Annotated in this window: 22 protein-coding genes and 1 rRNA gene; 21 read left to right on the top strand and 2 right to left on the bottom strand. The window is 38.0% G+C overall.

Annotated elements, in window-relative coordinates:
* Positions 1–17: 17 nt before the first annotated feature.
* From BXY_RS04135 to BXY_RS04080, 13 genes are all read left to right on the top strand, one after another.
* On the top strand, positions 18–593 hold the full coding sequence (locus tag BXY_RS04135; protein ID WP_008765971.1) for a hypothetical protein: 576 nt from the start codon (positions 18–20) through the stop codon (positions 591–593).
* Between the two features lie 48 nt (positions 594–641).
* Positions 642–1289, top strand: coding sequence for a DUF3560 domain-containing protein (locus BXY_RS04130; protein WP_008765970.1), 648 nt, complete (start codon positions 642–644; stop codon positions 1287–1289).
* 28 nt (positions 1290–1317) lie between these two features.
* Positions 1318–1782, top strand: a complete 465-nt coding sequence (locus BXY_RS04125) for a hypothetical protein (RefSeq protein ID WP_004300224.1) — start codon at positions 1318–1320, stop codon at positions 1780–1782.
* Positions 1779–2105: a hypothetical protein gene (locus BXY_RS23855; RefSeq protein ID WP_008775932.1), complete on the top strand. Its 327-nt coding sequence runs from the start codon at positions 1779–1781 to the stop codon at positions 2103–2105. Before BXY_RS04125 ends, BXY_RS23855 begins: the two co-directional genes overlap by 4 nt.
* 21 nt (positions 2106–2126) lie before the next feature.
* On the top strand, positions 2127–2834 hold the full coding sequence (locus tag BXY_RS04120) for a phosphoadenosine phosphosulfate reductase domain-containing protein (protein ID WP_008765969.1): 708 nt from the start codon (positions 2127–2129) through the stop codon (positions 2832–2834).
* 11 nt (positions 2835–2845) lie between these two features.
* On the top strand, positions 2846–3397 hold the full coding sequence (locus tag BXY_RS04115; protein ID WP_008765968.1) for a hypothetical protein: 552 nt from the start codon (positions 2846–2848) through the stop codon (positions 3395–3397).
* Position 3398: 1 nt separating this feature from the next.
* Positions 3399–3641, top strand: coding sequence for a hypothetical protein (locus BXY_RS04110; protein WP_015531264.1), 243 nt, complete (start codon positions 3399–3401; stop codon positions 3639–3641).
* Positions 3642–3729: 88 nt separating this feature from the next.
* Complete coding sequence (locus tag BXY_RS04105; RefSeq protein ID WP_008765965.1) at positions 3730–3975, top strand: hypothetical protein; 246 nt, start codon at positions 3730–3732, stop codon at positions 3973–3975.
* Between the two features lie 23 nt (positions 3976–3998).
* Positions 3999–4505: a hypothetical protein gene (locus tag BXY_RS04100; RefSeq protein ID WP_008765964.1), complete on the top strand. Its 507-nt coding sequence runs from the start codon at positions 3999–4001 to the stop codon at positions 4503–4505.
* A gap of 11 nt (positions 4506–4516) precedes the next feature.
* Positions 4517–5125: a nucleoside triphosphate pyrophosphohydrolase family protein gene (locus BXY_RS04095; RefSeq protein WP_008765963.1), complete on the top strand. Its 609-nt coding sequence runs from the start codon at positions 4517–4519 to the stop codon at positions 5123–5125.
* Positions 5126–5141: 16 nt separating this feature from the next.
* Complete coding sequence (locus tag BXY_RS04090; protein WP_008765962.1) at positions 5142–6248, top strand: tyrosine-type recombinase/integrase; 1107 nt, start codon at positions 5142–5144, stop codon at positions 6246–6248.
* Positions 6205–7197 carry a DNA methyltransferase family protein gene (locus BXY_RS04085; protein WP_015531263.1) on the top strand — a complete coding sequence of 331 codons (993 nt, stop codon included), beginning with the start codon at positions 6205–6207 and terminating at the stop codon, positions 7195–7197. The genes BXY_RS04090 and BXY_RS04085 overlap by 44 nt, the downstream gene beginning before the upstream one ends.
* A 248-nt stretch (positions 7198–7445) precedes the next feature.
* Complete coding sequence (locus BXY_RS04080; protein WP_157463323.1) at positions 7446–7730, top strand: hypothetical protein; 285 nt, start codon at positions 7446–7448, stop codon at positions 7728–7730.
* Positions 7731–7802: 72 nt separating this feature from the next.
* On the opposite strand, the gene rrf is transcribed toward BXY_RS04080, so the two are convergent.
* Positions 7803–7913: ribosomal RNA gene (gene rrf / locus BXY_RS04075) — 5S ribosomal RNA — on the bottom strand.
* Between the two features lie 229 nt (positions 7914–8142).
* Between rrf and BXY_RS04070 the strand changes: the two genes are divergently transcribed.
* Positions 8143–8685: an ASCH domain-containing protein gene (locus BXY_RS04070; RefSeq protein ID WP_008765959.1), complete on the top strand. Its 543-nt coding sequence runs from the start codon at positions 8143–8145 to the stop codon at positions 8683–8685.
* A 30-nt stretch (positions 8686–8715) separates the two neighbouring features.
* Here BXY_RS04070 and BXY_RS04065 read toward each other — a convergent pair whose 3' ends face one another.
* Positions 8716–9837, bottom strand: coding sequence for an AbiH family protein (locus tag BXY_RS04065; protein WP_008765958.1), 1122 nt, complete (start codon positions 9835–9837; stop codon positions 8716–8718).
* A gap of 100 nt (positions 9838–9937) precedes the next feature.
* Here BXY_RS04065 and BXY_RS04060 point away from each other — a divergent pair, with 100 nt between their 5' ends.
* The 7 genes from BXY_RS04060 to BXY_RS04030 all read left to right on the top strand — a co-directional run.
* On the top strand, positions 9938–10729 hold the full coding sequence (locus tag BXY_RS04060; protein ID WP_015531262.1) for an NAD-dependent epimerase/dehydratase family protein: 792 nt from the start codon (positions 9938–9940) through the stop codon (positions 10727–10729).
* Entirely contained in the window at positions 10698–11261 is a 564-nt protein-coding gene (locus BXY_RS04055) for a phosphoribosyltransferase (protein ID WP_008765956.1), read from the top strand. Before BXY_RS04060 ends, BXY_RS04055 begins: the two co-directional genes overlap by 32 nt.
* 1 nt (position 11262) lies before the next feature.
* A complete protein-coding gene (locus BXY_RS04050) occupies positions 11263–11808 on the top strand; it encodes a terminase small subunit (RefSeq protein WP_008765955.1) in 546 nt (181 codons plus the stop codon).
* 61 nt (positions 11809–11869) lie between these two features.
* Positions 11870–13885, top strand: coding sequence for a PBSX family phage terminase large subunit (locus tag BXY_RS04045; protein WP_008765954.1), 2016 nt, complete (start codon positions 11870–11872; stop codon positions 13883–13885).
* 126 nt (positions 13886–14011) lie between these two features.
* Positions 14012–15457 (top strand): phage portal protein, encoded by a 1446-nt coding sequence (locus tag BXY_RS04040; RefSeq protein ID WP_008017300.1) that lies wholly within the window; start codon positions 14012–14014, stop codon positions 15455–15457.
* On the top strand, positions 15411–16472 hold the full coding sequence (locus tag BXY_RS04035) for an HK97 family phage prohead protease (RefSeq protein ID WP_008765953.1): 1062 nt from the start codon (positions 15411–15413) through the stop codon (positions 16470–16472). Before BXY_RS04040 ends, BXY_RS04035 begins: the two co-directional genes overlap by 47 nt.
* 17 nt (positions 16473–16489) lie before the next feature.
* Positions 16490–17710, top strand: a 1221-nt coding sequence (locus tag BXY_RS04030; protein WP_208946757.1) for a phage major capsid family protein, incomplete at its 3' end; no start/stop codon positions are given.

Genomic DNA, 17710 nt, shown 5'->3' with positions numbered 1-17710 from the left:
ACCATTAAATTAGAATTATGATTATAAGAACAGTTTGCGGATATGATTTCTTTGAGGTGAGTTCTGCAATGCAGAAAGCCATCAGGCGAGCCGACACCGGGGTAGCCGGCTTTTTTGCATTGGAACTTTGGGCGAGTGGGTACCGCGACTATGTGTGGAAGCGTCTGTTTACCATTAGTGCTGAAGACTGCTTTGGAATCATTACGAAAGAGATAGAAGCATTATGGCAGGGGCATGAGCTGGTAAACAAGACTGCTACTGAACCCAAAGGGAGGATATTTGTCAGTAAAGCTGTCATTCTCCTTTGTGAATGTAGAAAGAATCGTGATGCGGATCATTTGCAAAACTTCATTTATGATAGAAAGGATATTGATATAGAAAAGTGGATAAATGATGTCAGGCGTTATCCTATTCCTATTCCAGACTACACTTTCGATGTACATACACGAAAGGGTAAAAAACATGGGAGAACCAAAGAAGAATTCTTTCGGGAAGAATACAAGGCGTTACAACCTCGTGTTCCTGGTTTATTCGATGATTTGGTTCAATCCAGTCAACCAAAGTTATTTAATGATGAAACCACGGCTAAGTAGCTGTGGTTTCTCATTTTTCATATAAGTCAAACCAATTTAATTAAGAAAATGAACACGTATTACAAATTTGCGCCAAATGTATTTTTGGCAAAGTGTGATGAGAAGCATGAAAAAGGTGAAACTATTGAGGTTACCACCAAGTACGGTAAGGAGAACGAAAGTATAGTATTTAATCTAATCTTCGAGAAAGATGGATTTTACTATTACTCCATTGTTAGAGCTGACGGCTTTAATGCTCAAGAATGGGCGAAGCGACGAGCGGAACGTCGTAGGAAATGGGCTGCATCTGCTGTACAGAGAAGTAATGAATACTATAATAAGTCCAACAAAGATAAAGATTTTCTTTCCCTTGGTGAACCTATAAAAGTAGGACATCATAGCGAAAAGCGACATAGAAAAGCGATAGACGATGCTTGGAACAATATGGGTAAAAGTGTTCAGTTTGACGAAAAAGCAGCAGAACACGAAAGTAAAGCAGAATATTGGGATAAGAGAGCTAATACCATAAATTTGTCAATGCCTGAAAGCATAGATTTCTATGAGCATAAATTAGAAGTCGCAAAGGAGTATCATGCAGGTGTCAAATCTGGGAAGTATCCACGTATGCACTCTTACACTTTAACTTATGCTAAGAAAGATGTAAACGAAGCTCAAAAGAATTATGACCTTGCAGTAAAGCTGTGGGGCGATGTTTAATAATCTGTAGTATCTCAAATAATTTACTATGAGAGAATTATCAAAAGAAACCTCATTACAAAGGGTAATGAGGGCTTCAGGTCGTGTACCTGTACAATGCTCATGCAGTGTTTGTAAACAACAATGTCATACGCCATGTTTAGGTACTCCTGATGATATTGAACGAATTATTGATGCAGGTTATGCCGACAGGTTAGCACTGACGAACTGGGCTGCTGGTATATTCTTAGGGGTTATTAATATTGCTATTCCGATGATTCAGCCCGTTGCTGGTAAGGAGTATTGTGCTTTTTTCGAGAATGGACTGTGTATCTTACATGATAAGGGTTTGAAGCCCACTGAAGGACGTTTGTCTCATCACACAGTCAGGAAGGATAACTTCAATCCTGCTATGAGTATTGCTTGGAACGTTGCAAAAGAATGGCTGATGCCGGAGAATGAGGATGTACTTTCTCGTGTAGTAAATAAATTCTTGAATGCGAGGAAGCCATGAATGTGTGTCAATCAATACCTCGTAGAGATTGTAAGGTGTTTGCTAAATGTGGAGCAAAATCCTTATCACATTGCCGGCGGCACCGCGAAACTGATGAGAAGTGTAAAAGTTGTACTCTAATTCGTCGTAAGCCGCGTAATCGGATTATAGATGATTCAGGACGTGAAATGAAAAGATGTACCCATTGTGGAAATTACTTCTACTTGAACCGGTTCTACAATCGTATAGTGGTGAGAAAAGGTAAGGAATATCATTTGTTGACTTCCTGGTGCCGTATGTGTATGTCACAGATTAATAATCAGAGGGCAAAGAAGAAAAAGTGACTTGTCTATTAAATTTTTTGTATGAAATATTATGCTTCAGTCAGCTTTGGAAAGGATTCCTTGGCAATGCTTTTCATGCTAATAGATAAAGGATATCAGTTGGATGAAGTCGTTTTCTATGATACAGGTATGGAATTTCAGGCAATCTATAACACTCGTGATGCTGTTCTTCCAATTCTTAAAAAACTTGGCATTAAATATACAGAACTGCATCCGGAGCAACCTTTTCTTTGGACAATGTTTGAAAGGCCGGTTAAGAAAAGAGGGACCAATATTATCCATAAAAAAGGATATAGTTGGTGTGGGGGAACATGTCGGTGGGGAACGAGTGAAAAACTTCGTGCGTTGAAAGCTCACACAAAAGATGGAATTGATTATGTCGGTATTGCTGCCGATGAGATGCATCGCTTTGAAAAGGAAAAACGACCAAATCGGGTTTTACCACTTCGTGATTGGGGCATTACTGAAGCAGATGCACTCCAGTATTGTTACACAAAAGGCTTTGTTTGGCATGAGGATGGAGTAAGGCTATATGAGCTACTTGATCGTGTGAGTTGCTGGTGTTGTGGAAATAAGAACTTGAAGGAGTTGAAGAATATGTATTTGTACCTTCCATGGTATTGGAAAAAGCTGAAAGAACTTCAGTTAAATACCGATAGGCCCTATCGGCGTAATAGTGGAGAAACCATTTTTGATTTAGAGGAAAGATTTAAACGTGAAATGCAATAGAAAGAGTTATTATGATTCCCTTATGTATAAATGGAAAAGATTATTATGATCGAGAAGAAGCACTTGCTGCCTGGTTCGAGGAATGGTTAATGAAACAAGACTTTGAGCAAGATCTTATTGATCGAGAGCTGGAGCTTGAATATCGAAAGACTCATCTTGATTGGAACACTCCTTATGTGATGTATGGTGTTCGTAAAAAACATAAGTGTATCCAAAAGAATGAAATTGCCGTGTTTTATGACTTGTTACCGAGACAAAAGCGTGCTCGTACTGCTGAAACACATTGGTATAAAGTATTGTACAAGAGAAAGGCCACTCCTGAAGAAGTTGAGTCACTCAAGGCTGGGGAATATACCCGTAGATATTTGGTGTATTCCCTGTTTATTGAGAAGAAAATGACTCTTGACAAGGCTTTATCTCTTATAGTTGCCGATGATAAATTATTAGGAATTGCTGATAATACCATCTCTGAAATTGTAACAGCCTTTGAGACTTTCTTTAACCGTAAATTTAGAATTTATAAACCCGAGTTTACAACTCAACTTAATTTATTTACAGATTAATATGAAAACAACAATTATTTCATGTGTGATTTTGTTTGTGTTCCTGCTATATGTAGGACACTTTTCTATAACAATCAAGCCGTTCACAGTCCAACTTCCATACTGGCATCGTTCGCTCGGACTGTTTTTGTTGATCCTCTCTTTTATAGTGTATAATGCCGGTGAACATGCAAAAGGCTATCTTGATGGTTTAAAAGAGGGTGAGAGGATAATATTTGATTTGTTGAAGAAAAAGACCGGGTAAAATGGCGTTAAAATGGCGAAGATTCTGTTTGCTAAACTTGTCAATAACGATTACCTTTATAGATGTAAAGCATTAAAAGTCAATCAATATGAAGAGGAATGAAAAAATAGAAAAATTAGAAAGACTAGGTATTTTCAATCAATGGAAATATAATACAGAAAGAGCAAATGAGACATTTAATATTGAGTGTCCTGACTTCTCAATGACAAATGAAGAACGGATGAACAATTTGTTAGATGTTGATTGCTGCTTTCATCGGTTTCTAGCTATTTCATTCCCTTTTTATAATACTCCTGAAGGTGCTGTTTTTTGGGAGAATATTGCAAAAAAATAATCGAACTTAATTGAATTGAAATTATGAGTAAAAAAGATTTAATAGAGCAGAACATCACAAGAGTTCAAGAATATGTGAGGGAACTTATTGAAGATGCAAAGTGGAATAATGGTGTTTCGGAAACTCTTGAATCTACTTCAATAATTGTAGGTAATAGTGATGATATCTATGATTTTGCAATTTTATTTGCTTCTAATAGTGAATGTGTTTATTGTGAATTCATAAATGGTAAAATAGAGTACATTGATTGTGAACTAGATTGTGAAATATGCCAATTTGAAGGAAGACTAATTTTTCAATATATAAACGGAAGTTTTCATAATCCTACTGGTCAAATTATCGAACTGTCAAAATTACTGATGAAAGGCGAATTAAAAGACACAAAAAGTATCTTTTGTTCTATGGTACTTCGATTAATGGATACTGAAGAATACAGTAACAATTATTGCAAATCTTTGGATTTAGTTCTGAGGCTGTTTCCTGAAATAGATGGAGAATTATTAGAAAAGGAATTGGATAGATATATTTAAGCATTACAAGGATGAGTAAAATGAATTTAAATGAATTAAGAGACAAAGCATATAAAACAGCTTGTGAACATGGGTTTCACGATCAAGAGCTAAGTAACAATCATTTTCTTTGCCTTGTGATTTCTGAACTGATGGAAGCTGTGGAAGCAGATAGAAAAGGAAGGCGTGCTAATGTTGATCGGTATAATAAGAAGATTGCTAACAGCCGCATTTGTCAAGGATTGGATTCTGACATTCCCAAAGAGCGCGGTTACGAAGTTGCATATAACGAAACCATTAAAGGTTCAATCGAAGAAGAATTAGCTGATGCTGTTATCCGCTTGCTTGATCTTGCAGGACTTCGAGGAATAAACCTTGAACTTGCCAACGGAGATATTGATGACTGTATTGAAGATATGGCAGAAGCCTGTAAAGACGAAACTTTCACCGAATCAATCTATTCCATCTCTACACTTCCTGTTAGGTATGACGGAATATTTGATTTACCTACAGCCGTGAATGATATGATACTATCAATCTTCGGGCTTGCCAAGCACTTAGATATAGACCTGCTTTGGCACATCGAGCAGAAAATGAAGTATAACGAACTCCGTGAAAAGATGCACGGGAAGAAGTATTAACTCTCAAATCAAAAAAATGGATGATAAACGAAAACAAATATTGGTAGATTACATATCCTACCTGTATACGACGGGTAGGAGCTATGACAGCATCGGGAAATACATCAAATATGTGACTGATTTTCTTGAAAATTCCGAAGAAATCAATCGTCGCGGTTATTTGAAATATAAACATAAAAATGCAGATGTTATGGTGCGCCATTCATTTATGTGCGCGGCTGTTTGTGATTTATTGTCTTATCTTAAAATCGGATATGGCCGACGGGAAAAGGCTGTAAAGCCTTTGGAGAAACTTGAGGTTATTTCAGAGAAGAATAAGAAACTGCTTAATGATTTTATAATATGGTTGACTGATAATAATGATTATTCATTACATACAGTTGATATCTATCACACTTCTCTTAAGCAGTACTTCGAATACGCTAATGAACTGAATATGGACAATTGCAGGCGATTTATCAAAAGCCTTGAAGAGGAAAAACTTTCTCCAGCTACCATTCGATTACGTATTACAGCCATTGAGAAGTTCTCCAAATGGGTGAAGAAACCTATTGAACTGAAACGACCTAAAATGAAACGCAAGTTGGATGTAAACAATGTGCCGACAGAAGAGGAATATAATAGGTTACTGGAGTATCTGAAAACTAAACTCAACAAGGATTACTATTTCTTCATTAAGGTATTGGGTACTACAGGAGCTCGGCTCTCGGAGTTTCAGCAATTCACGTGGGAGGATATAGCGATCGGCGAAGTTGTTTTGAAAGGGAAAGGGAACAAGTATCGGCGTTTCTTTTTCCAGAAGCAATTGCAGAGGGAAGTGAAGGACTATATAAAGGAGACAGGCAAGTCCGGTACTCTTGCTGTTGGGAGATTCGGGCCGTTGACTCAAAGAGGTCTTTCACAGCATCTGAAAGTATGGGGTAAACATTGTGGTATCGATTCGAAAAAAATGCACGCTCACGCCTTCCGGCACTTCTTTGCTAAAATGTTCCTGAAGAAAACCAAAGATGTAATTCAATTAGCAGACCTTCTTGGTCATGGTAGTGTAGATACAACAAGAATTTATTTACAAAAAAGTTATGATGAACAACAAAGAGACTTTAATAAAAACGTTACGTGGTAGTGTAGCCCAGCTCAATGAATTGTCGGATATGACTGAAGGCATAGATGTTTATGACGCTGCCGGATATGTTGATACTGAATTTCTTATGGAAGCGCTTTCCTGTGTTAATACTTTTATGGATGCGAGTAATATGGTTATTACGAAAATATCCTCACTGTTAGCGCCGGACGCTCCGGTTGATGAAAGGAAGAGCCAGGCTGATGAAGGTAAGAAATGGAATGTGGAAGAGATACTGAAGCATTGTACTCTTGAGGATAGTGTTCTTAAACTTCCGAAAGTACAATTCAATAAGAAATCCTACGCTGAAGCAAAGAAATGGATAGAAGAAGCTGGCGGCTCATGGCAGGGAGGTAAGATACAGGGATTCACATTTCCTTTTAATCCGGAACGTGTGTTCTCCATCTTGAAAGAAGGTAAGCGATGCGATTTGCAAAAAGATTTTCAGTTCTTTGAAACACCTGCTGATATTGCAGACTGGCTGGTAATGCTTGCCGGGGGAATAAATGAGGTTGATACGGTGTTGGAGCCAAGTGCCGGACGTGGTGCTTTGATAAAAGCGATTCATCGATCGTGTCCGTCAGTAACAGTTGAATGTTATGAACTGATGCCGGAAAACAGAGAGTTTCTTCATACACTTGATAACGTAATATTGCTTGATGAAGATTTTACGAAAGACAGTGTAGGGCATTACACTAAGATTATTGCTAATCCTCCATTTTCCGGTAATCAGGATATTGACCATGTAAGACTTATGTATGAACGCTTGGAAGAAGGTGGAACTCTTGCGGCTATAACCAGCCGGCATTGGAAATTTGCGTCTGAAAAGAAATGTGTTGAGTTCCGGGAATGGTTGGAAGAAGTTCATGGAGAAGTTTTTGAAATCGGAGCCGGTGAATTCAAGGAAAGTGGAACAACTGTTAGCACTATGGCAGTTGTAATAAAAAAGTGATTTATAACAAATTAGAAAGGAATAAGAATATGTACTACAAAATAGTAAACAAAGAAAGCTCTATCTATCAAAAGATGGTAGAGTAGCGTGAAAAGGAACTTAAAACCAAAGAAGAAAACAAGGAGCTTCTTCGGCAGCATATTCCTTATGCTTATGAAAAGTTTGCTGGTTTTACAGATCAAGGAGCAAGGAGAGTTCCCATTCCGATAGGCTTCTATTTTCTTAATCCGGAAGAAGTGGACTTGGCTGTGTGGAAGGAAGATGTCAAGCGCAAAGGTTTGTTCTATCCATCTAAACGAACGAAAGCCGGAAAGGAAATGCAGAAGTTCCTTAATTCTCTCGATTCTTATTCAGCTTTTCGACTTCTTGATGAGATAGGGATAGATTATTATGGTGAGTTCCACACACCTTTCTTAGAGGTAGTAGGTGATGCCGTCGTTGTTCATTTGGACGATAAACATGAACCGAAAGACGAGAACTTTATTGAGATAACGAAGAAAGAGGCGTTTGACTTACTTGGATTGACTAAATAAAATTCAGATATGAATCAAATTGAGTTTAAGATAAAAGCCCTGCCGTCTATAAAGACAACAGGACTTGAAAGAAAATGGCAGCGACCTACTCTTCCACTGTTACGCAGTACCATCGGCGCTACAAGGCTTAACTTCTCTGTTCGGAATGGGAAGAGGTGGAACCCTTGTGCAATAACCACCTAAATTTAGGGACTTAGCTGTGCTAAGTAATTTTCTCTATTAACCACTATAAAAGGTCAATACAGTTTTGCACAAAGTCCCAACCTACCGTCTACTCAATTTTAAGCATTGCCATAGCCGTACGGTAGTAAAGCTATAGAATGCTTTTTCTAATTAATTTTTTCATAATTAAAAAAATTAGTCATTTGCAACATTGCAAATGAAGCCCAAATGTAATAATAAAAAATAATATATGAAAGCAATAACAATAAAACAACCATGGGCTTCTTTGATAGTTCATGGTATCAAAGATATCGAGAACCGTACCTGGGCGTGTCCATGGAAATACATAGGGCATAGAGTGTTAATCCATGCAAGTGGGAAACCTGTAGAAATGAGAAATCCCAATAGTGTATTTACAAAAGCTCAATGGGATAGTCTGCCTGTTGAGTTTCAACGAAAAATAATATGCGCAGAGGGCATTGTCAATTCTGCTATCATTGGAAGTGTAGAAATAATTGGATGCTCTATTAATCATCCTTCTAAATGGGCAGAGAAATCCGATGATAGTAAAGGCTATTATGAAAATCCTATTTATAACTGGGTACTAGCTAATCCTATATTATTTCCAGAGCCGATACCGGCTAAAGGGAAATTGTCATTTTGGGAGTATCCCAATATCAATTCAGAGGACGATATCTGCTTGTGTAATTTGGTCGTAAATGAAAGGAATCAAGTCGTTAGCTATGGAGAGTATGACCGATGTGTATACTGTGGTAGTAAATGGAGTAAATAACAATAGTACAGAATAATAGTAACATAATAGTTAGATATGAATTATACTGTCAATATCTTCTTCATTGTCAACATACATTTTGATGTATTTTCTTAATAAGGTTGGATTATTGACACATTCATCTGTTTTAATTATTTGGAGATTATTCAATCCATATAAAGATGTCAAATTCCAATTTGTCATTTCTTGTAGTGAGCGTTTTATCTCAATTTCCGATTTTGCGTCTTTAGTGAATATTGTAATATTCTTCTTTTGGGGATTAGTGGATGAAGATTGTCTTTCAAAAAAGGCTTTAAAATATTGGCTGTCATTTATGCCTAATGAATGCCCAAATATTGTAATATCATCAGCATCCATTAAATCATATACCATAGCAGGAGGATTATATTGAGAATCAAATGATTTCTGTATGAAGTCATAGTTATGAATAATTTTCTCGTCTTTTGTTCCTAATATAATATTTCTATCTAAGATACATCCATGTACATAGTTTATTGTATCATTAAACTCCATTGCAAAACTGGAATTAGGAGCTACTTCACTAAAACTCGTGTAGTTAAAAGAATATATGACAATTTGATCATTTGATTTATTCTGCATAAATGCTCTTGCGACAATTGCAGCTATAGAATTTTCGTTAATAGTTTCTTGTTGCACTTTTATGAGATATTGTATTAATCCATTTTTTATGAGTTGTAAGGCTTTTTGGTCTCGTTCAATAGGAGGATTTAATATATCTTCATGCGAGAAACTGATATAACAAGAAAAGCGTGGCAAGATTAATATTCCGTTTTTTAACAGATTATTAACAATATCTACATTAGATTTTATACATTCATAAGAATCTGTGACTGGTCCATTTGCTTGAATTTGTTCTAAAACGTTCCTTTCTTTATCGTTGTATAGGTCTATTATTTGCCCATTATTGTTTTTGATTCTTATATAATAATTGTATAACTCATTCTCCAAATCATACCATTTTACAGCATCTAAATTATCGTTCCATTTGTCATTTAGATGTTTGATTAAAGGAGATGGGTAGTCTTTGGGACAAAATTCAGATTGGCAAAAGTCCTTGTATGAAGTCTTTCTGCCTAAACAAAGGTCAAATCCGTTACCTATTATTAGAACTCTTTTTCTGTCTTTATTCATATTGCAAAGGTAAGGAAAGATTGTAATAATAAGAACTGAAATTTATATAATTGTTGAACCTTTGGTGTATTGTTTATTCGATACACCTTTATTTTTTGTGATGATGAGAAAAATAATTGTAACCGGCAGTGAGGGGTTTATAGGAAAAGCCCTTTGCCGCGAATTGACAAAAAGAGGTGTTGAAGTCATAGGACTTGATCGAAAGTCTGGTACTGAAGCCACAAAAGTATGTGAGCTCCTGAAGAATGGGGGGATTGATTGTGTGTTCCATTTGGCGGCGCAAACCAGTGTGTTTAATGGAAACCTGGAACAAATCAGGAAGGATAACATTGATACTTTCATGCGAATAGCTGATGTTTGTAATCAAAATCGTGTGAAGTTAGTATATGCCAGTTCGTCAACGGCTAATCCGGAGAATACCACTTCCATGTATGGAATAAGTAAGTATTTCGATGAACAGTATGCATCTATCTATTGTAAGGCTGCGACCGGGTGCCGGCTGCATAATGTATATGGACCTAATCCGCGAAAAAGAACTCTTCTCTGGTTCCTGATGGAAAAGGAAAACGTGTCATTATACAACTGTGGTCAGAATATCCGGTGCTTCACTTACATAGATGATGTCATTGAGGGGCTTATCTATTCGGTGGGTTGTAACCGGCAACTTATCAATATTTGTAACGTCCAACCTGTGACTACTATGTATTTTGCTTCTTTAGTAAAATACTACAAACCGCTTGAAATTGAGCTAATTAATGAAAAACGGGATTTTGACAATTTGGAGCAGTCGGTGAACCGGGATATCTATTTAGTACCTTTGTCTTACACATCTGTCGAGGACGGAGTAAAGAAGATCTTTGATGAAAGGAAAGGGAAAGATATGTCGTATTGATGACTGGGATAAGCCGGAAGCGGTGAAATATAAGAGCTGGTCTCATCAGGAACGGTTATGTGATCTGAAAGAAAAGGTATCACTTCATAAAAAGGGTGATATCTATTACATCTCCCAGTTCACCCGTTCCAAGACTGGTACCAGCTTTTCAGAAATTAAACAGTCGGAGGAACTTGCATCATTCTTTGCAGAGAGAGCGTGTGAGTTTCTCCACCGCTTCATTGTAGGGGGATGTGAAGGATGGTGTATAGTCACCACACCGCGACGGAGACACTACGAGGGCTTTCATTTTGCAACCTCTATCTGCACGAAAATAGCTGGGGCGGTGAAAATACCATTCTATGAGAATGCAATTCAGTGCCTAACTAAAGATAGATTGAATCCGGAATTCTTTCTTCTTCGTCCGATAAGGGAAAAGAAGATAATAGTGTACGATGACATATTAACAACCGGCAGTACATTACTTGCCACCTATGAGCTTTTAAAAGATAGAGAGCAGCTTCTTTTTCTTATAGGAATAAACAATAATTGATATGGGAAAGCGAGAGGAACCATTAACATTTAAGCAAGAGAAATTCTGTAAATATTACGTTGATACAGAAGGTAATGCAAGTGAAGCATATAGAATGTCTTATAATACTTCCAACATGAAGCCTGAAACGATTTGGAGCGCTGCCAGTAGACTATTAGCAAATAGCAAGGTTAGTACAAGGATAAATGAGATTAAGGCGCAGAGAGCGAAAGAGTCTGAAGTAGAGAGGAAAACTGTTGAGAGGGTATTAATGGATATAGTACTTGCCAATCCCGATGATCTTCATTTTGTTGACCCTGCAACCGGGAAAACAAAAATGAGAACTCCTTCCCAACTTCCCAAACGTGCCCGTAACGCATTGAAGAAGATACAGAATAAGAGAGGAGAGGTTACCTATGAGTTCAATGGCAAAACAGAAGCGGCCCGGATTCTTGGTGCCTGGAATGGATGGGAAGCCGATAAGAATGTCAACATCAAAGGTGGAGACGGAAATAAAGTCGGTGAACTTCGTATTGGATTTGAAGATAATGAGAATTCGGAAGAATAGAACAATTTTAACTGCAAAATCCGGTATTCACCCTACGGAGAAACCTTACTTTTAGAACAATATGGTTATAAATTATAAGAAGCTAAATCCTAACGGATTTTATCTATTGAAGTACTTGAATGATGAGACTATCCGTTTCATTATCTTGTATGGTGGCTCATCTTCCGGTAAATCGTACAGTGTGGCACAAACCATACTGATACAGACATTACAGGACGGTGAGAACACTCTTGTTATGCGTAAGGTAGGAGCTTCTATTCTCAAAACCATTTATGAAGATTATAAAGTCGCTGCGGCCGGTCTTGGCATATCCCATTTGTTCAAGTTCCAACAGAATACTATTAAGTGTCTGGTTAATGGTGCGAAGATAGATTTTTCCGGTCTTGACGATCCGGAAAAGATAAAAGGTATCTCCAACTATAAGCGTGTTCAGTTAGAGGAATGGTCAGAGTTCGAGCATCCGGATTTCAAGCAGCTACGTAAGCGTTTGCGTGGTAAGAAAGGGCAGCAGATTATTTGTACCTTCAACCCGATTAGTGAAAGCCATTGGATAAAGAAAGAGTTTATTGATAAAGATAAATGGCATGATGTACCGATGACGGTTACCATTGCCGGCAAAGAGTTGCCGAAAGAACTTACCAAGGTCAAATCCGTAAAGAAGAATGCACCCAGGCAAATACTTAATCTTCGTACTAAGCAAATCGAGGAACAGGCACCTAATACAGTTATTATCCAATCTACCTATTTGAATAATTTTTGGGTGGTCGGTAGTCCTGACGGTGCGTATGGTTTCTATGATGAGCAATGTGTTGCCGACTTTGAGTATGATAGAGTTCACGATCCGGACTATTACAATGTGTACGCATTGGGAGAATGGGGTGTCATTCGTACCGGTAGTGAGTTCTTCGGTTCCTTCAATCGTGGCAAACATTCCGGTGAACATAAGTATGTTCCGGACTTACCTATTCATATCTCTGTCGATAACAACGTGCTTCCGTATATCAGTGTATCATATTGGCAGGTCGATTTCACAACTGGTACCAAGGTTTGGCAATTCCATGAAACGTGCGCTGAAAGCCCAAACAATACAGTAAAGAAAGCCTCCAAACTTGTTGCAAAGTATCTGAAATCTATCCAATATTCTGATAGGTTATATGTACATGGTGATGCATCAACGAAAGCGGCAAACAGCATTGACGATGAGAAGCGTTCCTGGATGGACTTATTCATAGATACATTGCAGAAAGAAGGATTCGAGATTGAAGATAAGGTAGGCAACAAGAATCCGAGTGTTGCCATGACCGGTGAGTTTATTAATGCCATTTTTGATTGTACTGTTCCCGGTATAGAGATATACATTGACGAATCATGTTCGGTATCTATTGAGGACTACATGAGCGTACAGAAAGATGCTAACGGTGCCATTCTTAAAACTAAGGTCAAGAATAAAACTACCTTGCAGACTTATGAGGAGCATGGGCACCTGTCTGATACGTTCCGATATGTCGTTGTGGATTTGTGTAGTGAGCAGTATATAGAGTTTAGTAACCGACGAAAAAGGAACTTGTATGCTTGTAATGGCACTATTAATTTCTTTAATCCAGATACCGAATGTAAATACACTAAGAAGATTCTATATGTGATGCCGAATGTTAATGGGAAATTTGTCCTTATACAAGCGTTTAGATGTGGGAATAAATGGCATATTGTTGATGTCGTATTTATGGATACTACTTCAACAGAAGATATACGTTCTTCTATTTTGTCCCATGAATCTGATTCATGTGTAATTGAATGTACGGATGCTTATTTCCCTTTTATCCGGGAACTCCGTTCTAGTACAAGCAAAGAGATTCGTGTAATGAAAGAGTTCCCGGATGTAGACAAGCGTATTGCTGCAACATCTGATTATGTGAAAAATAGTATTCTTTTTTCTGCATCAAAAATAGAATCTGATACGGAATATGTTGCCTTCATGAATAACCTGATGGACTATAATAAAGATAGTGAAACCAAAGAGGCCAGTGCTGTTTTGAGTGGGTTAGTACAGTTCGTTGTAAAATTAGGTTTGAATTGATTTGTGCTTTATATATTTGAAAATAAATGTGTTATACTAAAATTACTATGCTCTCGTAATTTCAAGATTTTAGGGTTTTGGAAAACGGTTTTCCTTTTTACTTAGTTTTGCTCAAAAAGGAACCCAATGAATATTTTTTTTGATAATCTATTTGGAAAGAAATCTAAGACTAAAGGTGAAGTTGAAATAGTTACTTCATCTGAGAATAAGGATATAGATACTCAAAGTGGCAAGGCTGAAAAATGGTCAGTTGCATACATTGAGGACCTTACTAGTCCTATTGTAGCGGGTAGTAACTATCTAACACTATTCAGTACGATACCTGAAGTCTTTTTCCCGATCGATTATATTGCATCGCGAATTGCAGGTGCTAATTTTCAATTAAAGAAAACTAAGGATGACAGTATAGTATGGGCGAATAAACGAATGAATGGCATACTTAGTCGTCCTAATTGTTTGATGCGTTGGAAAGAATTGATTTATCAGCACCATATTTATAAATTGTGTACAGGGAATAGCTTTATTCGTGCCGCTATGCCTGATGTCTTTTCTACAGCTGAAAAATGGAGATATTGCGATAATTATTGGGTGCTACCTTCTGATAAGACTATTGTAGAACCTGTTTATGGGAATATGCCATTGTTTGGTATTGCCCAAACAGAAGATATTATTCGTAGCTATCGTTTGGAGTATGGTTGGAATGGTAGTTTGGAAATTCCTCCATACCAAATATGGCATGATAGAGACGGAAGTGCAGAGTTCTATTCAGGGGCTATGTTCTTGAAGTCCAAAAGTCGTCTTGCTTCCCAAAATAAGCCAATGTCAAATCTAATAGCTGTATATGAAGCTAGAAATGTGATTTATGTAAAGCGGGGTGGATTGGGCTTTATTGTAAGTAAGAAAACTGATGCTACCGGTTCAATAGCGTTGACTGACGATGAAAAGGAACAGCTTTTGAAGCAAAATTTTGAGAAGTATGGTGTAAGGAAGGGCCAAGTACCTTATGGTATTTCAGATGCAGATATTGACTTTGTTCGTACTAATCTTTCTATTGCAGAGTTACAGCCGTTTGAAGAGACTTTGGCTGATGCAATAAATATTGCAGGGGCATACGGCATCCCTGCTGTTCTTGTTCCGCGAAAAGACCAGTCCACATTTAGCAATCAGGCTACTGCTGAAAAGAGCGTATATTGTTCAACTGTTATTCCTATGGCCAAACAATTCTGCAAGGATTTTACAGCTTTCCTTGGTCTTGAAGGAGGGGGATATTATTTGGATTGTGATTTCTCTGATGTTGATTGTTTGCAGGAGGGATTGAAAGAATCCGAGGACGTAAAGACAAATATAAATAAACGTTGTCGTGAACAATTCTCATGTGGGCTTATAACGCTCAATGACTGGCGTGCCCAAATAGGTGAAAGTATGATAGAAAATCCCTTGTTTGACAAATTGAAATTTGATATGTCAGATGAGGAACTGGATAAAGTAAATCGAGTTTTTAACACTAAAAGTGGAGATGAAAAAGATGGAAGAGAAAATCAAAAGCCTTCAGTACAAGACAAAGGCAAATGATGTTGATGAGAAGGGTATCGTTACCGTTGCGGTGAATGGTATCGGTGTGAAGGACTCACAAAATGACATATCTATGCCCGGGTCATTCAACAAGACATTGAAAGAAAATATTGGCCGGATGCGTTGGTTCCTGAATCATCGTACAGACCAGTTGTTAGGTGTTCCGTTGAGTGGTAAGGAAACAGAAGGTAACTTGGTTATGGTTGGTCAGTTGAATCTTGAAAAACAGATTGGACGTGACACGTTGGCTGATTATAAGCTGTTTGCAGAGAATGGAAGAACCCTTGAACATTCTATCGGAGTAAAAGCCATCAAAAGGGATTCTGTCGATCCCTGTAAGGTGCTTGAATGGCGTATGATGGAATATTCAACATTGACAAGTTGGGGGAGTAATCCACAGACTTTCCTTGTGAATATCAAGTCTGCTACTGCCGACCAGGTAAAAGAGGCTGTTGATTTCGTTCGGAAAGCGTTCTTGCAGCATGGATATAGTGATGAACGTTTAAAAGGTTACGATATGGAATTAAGTTTATTACTGAAGAGCCTCAACGGCGGTGCCGTTGTCTCATGTCCTCATTGCGGTCATCAATTTGATTATGATGCAGAAACGGAGCACACCTTTGCCCAACAGGTACTGGATTATGCTGCTGATTATCAGAGATGGATAACACAGGACATTGTAAGGGAAGAAATGGAGAAGCTCACTCCGGAGATTAGAATCCAAGTAATTTCTCTTATTGATTCTGTCAAATCAGAAAAGAAAGAATTTACTCAAAAGGGTCTGCAAGACCTTATGAATTATGTAAGATGTCCCCACTGTTGGGGAAAAGTATATCGTTCGAATGCTATTCTGCAAAACACTTCTGAAGATACCACCGGAAAAAATGAGCCGTCTGTTGACACTCAAGAAAAGAATGACGGGGAAAATGGGAACGATGAAGTAACGTCTAAAGCCGCTGATAATGGCACTTTATTCGATTTCAAAAGTTTGAATAGCTGTTTCGAGAATAAATAACTTAAAATTTAAATTTTATGCCAATTAGAAAATTTACAGTATCAGATTTTAATCTGAAAACGGACGGCTTGCCGGCAGAACAGAAGGCGTTTATGGAAAACATCGTCGGCATGATGTGTGAAGTAGTAAACAAGTCCCTTGAAGGAATTGCATCACCGGATGAGGTATCAAAACAGTTTGACGATATTAATAAATTGCTGAAATCCTATGACAATGAGAAGTTCCAGCAATTGGTTAAAGACAATGAAGAACTCGTTGCCCAAGTAAAGACCCTTGGAGAAAGTATTGAGAAAATGAAACAAAAGGGCTTGTCTATGAATGCTATCAACAAGTTCGATGAGAAGTTGAACGAGATGCTTGATTCTGAAAAATTCAGAGATTTCGCAGAAGGAAAAACACGCAAATCAGGAGAATTTGACGGTTTCTCCTTGAAAGATGTCGTTTCCATGACTGACAATTACACCGGTGATTTGTTGATTACTCAACAACAGAAACGTGTTGTGACTCAGGTTGCCAACAAAAAGTTGCATATGCGTGATGTATTAACGACGCTGACAGCTGATCCTGCATATCCTCAACTCGCCTATGCGCAAGTATATGCTTTCAACCGCAATGCCCGTTTTGTAACAGAGAACGGTCGTTTGCCTGAATCAAGCATCAAGGTAAAAGAGATACAGACAGGAACTAAGCGCCTTGGTACTCATATCCGTATCTCAAAACGTATGTTGAAATCAAGAGTGTACATTCGTTCCTACATCTTGAACATGCTTCCTGAAGCTGTTTGGATGGCAGAAGACTGGAACATTTTGTTTGGTGACGGTAATGGTGAGAATTTGCTTGGTATTATTAATAATACTGGGGTGACTTCTGTAGAGAAGATTATTAGTACAGCCATTGTTACAGGTGCCGCCGGTGCTGTAAAAGCTATTACCGGATATAACGGTGATAAGGATGTGATTGTAGAGTTTGCAGAACCACAGGATTTGATTCTTGATGGAATGAGCATCACGTTCGCTGGTGCCGCTGTTCTTACAGAACTGAACAAAACACACGCTCTTGTGAAAATGGAAGATGGTCGTATCCTTATTCCTGGCGTCGCGTTCTCCGGTGCTGAAACGGCTACGGATAAAATGACATTCAGTGTTCATGAAGCCGGCTTTAAGAACATTGAGGAACCCAACTCTGAAGATGTAGTGAAAACAGCTTTCGCCGCAATGACATATGCCCAGTATTTCCCG

It is taken from the genome of Bacteroides xylanisolvens XB1A (assembly GCF_000210075.1).
Lineage (GTDB): Bacteria > Bacteroidota > Bacteroidia > Bacteroidales > Bacteroidaceae > Bacteroides > Bacteroides xylanisolvens.
Note: the sequence above shows the minus strand (reverse complement) of the source record. Positions and strands in the feature narration are given on the sequence as shown.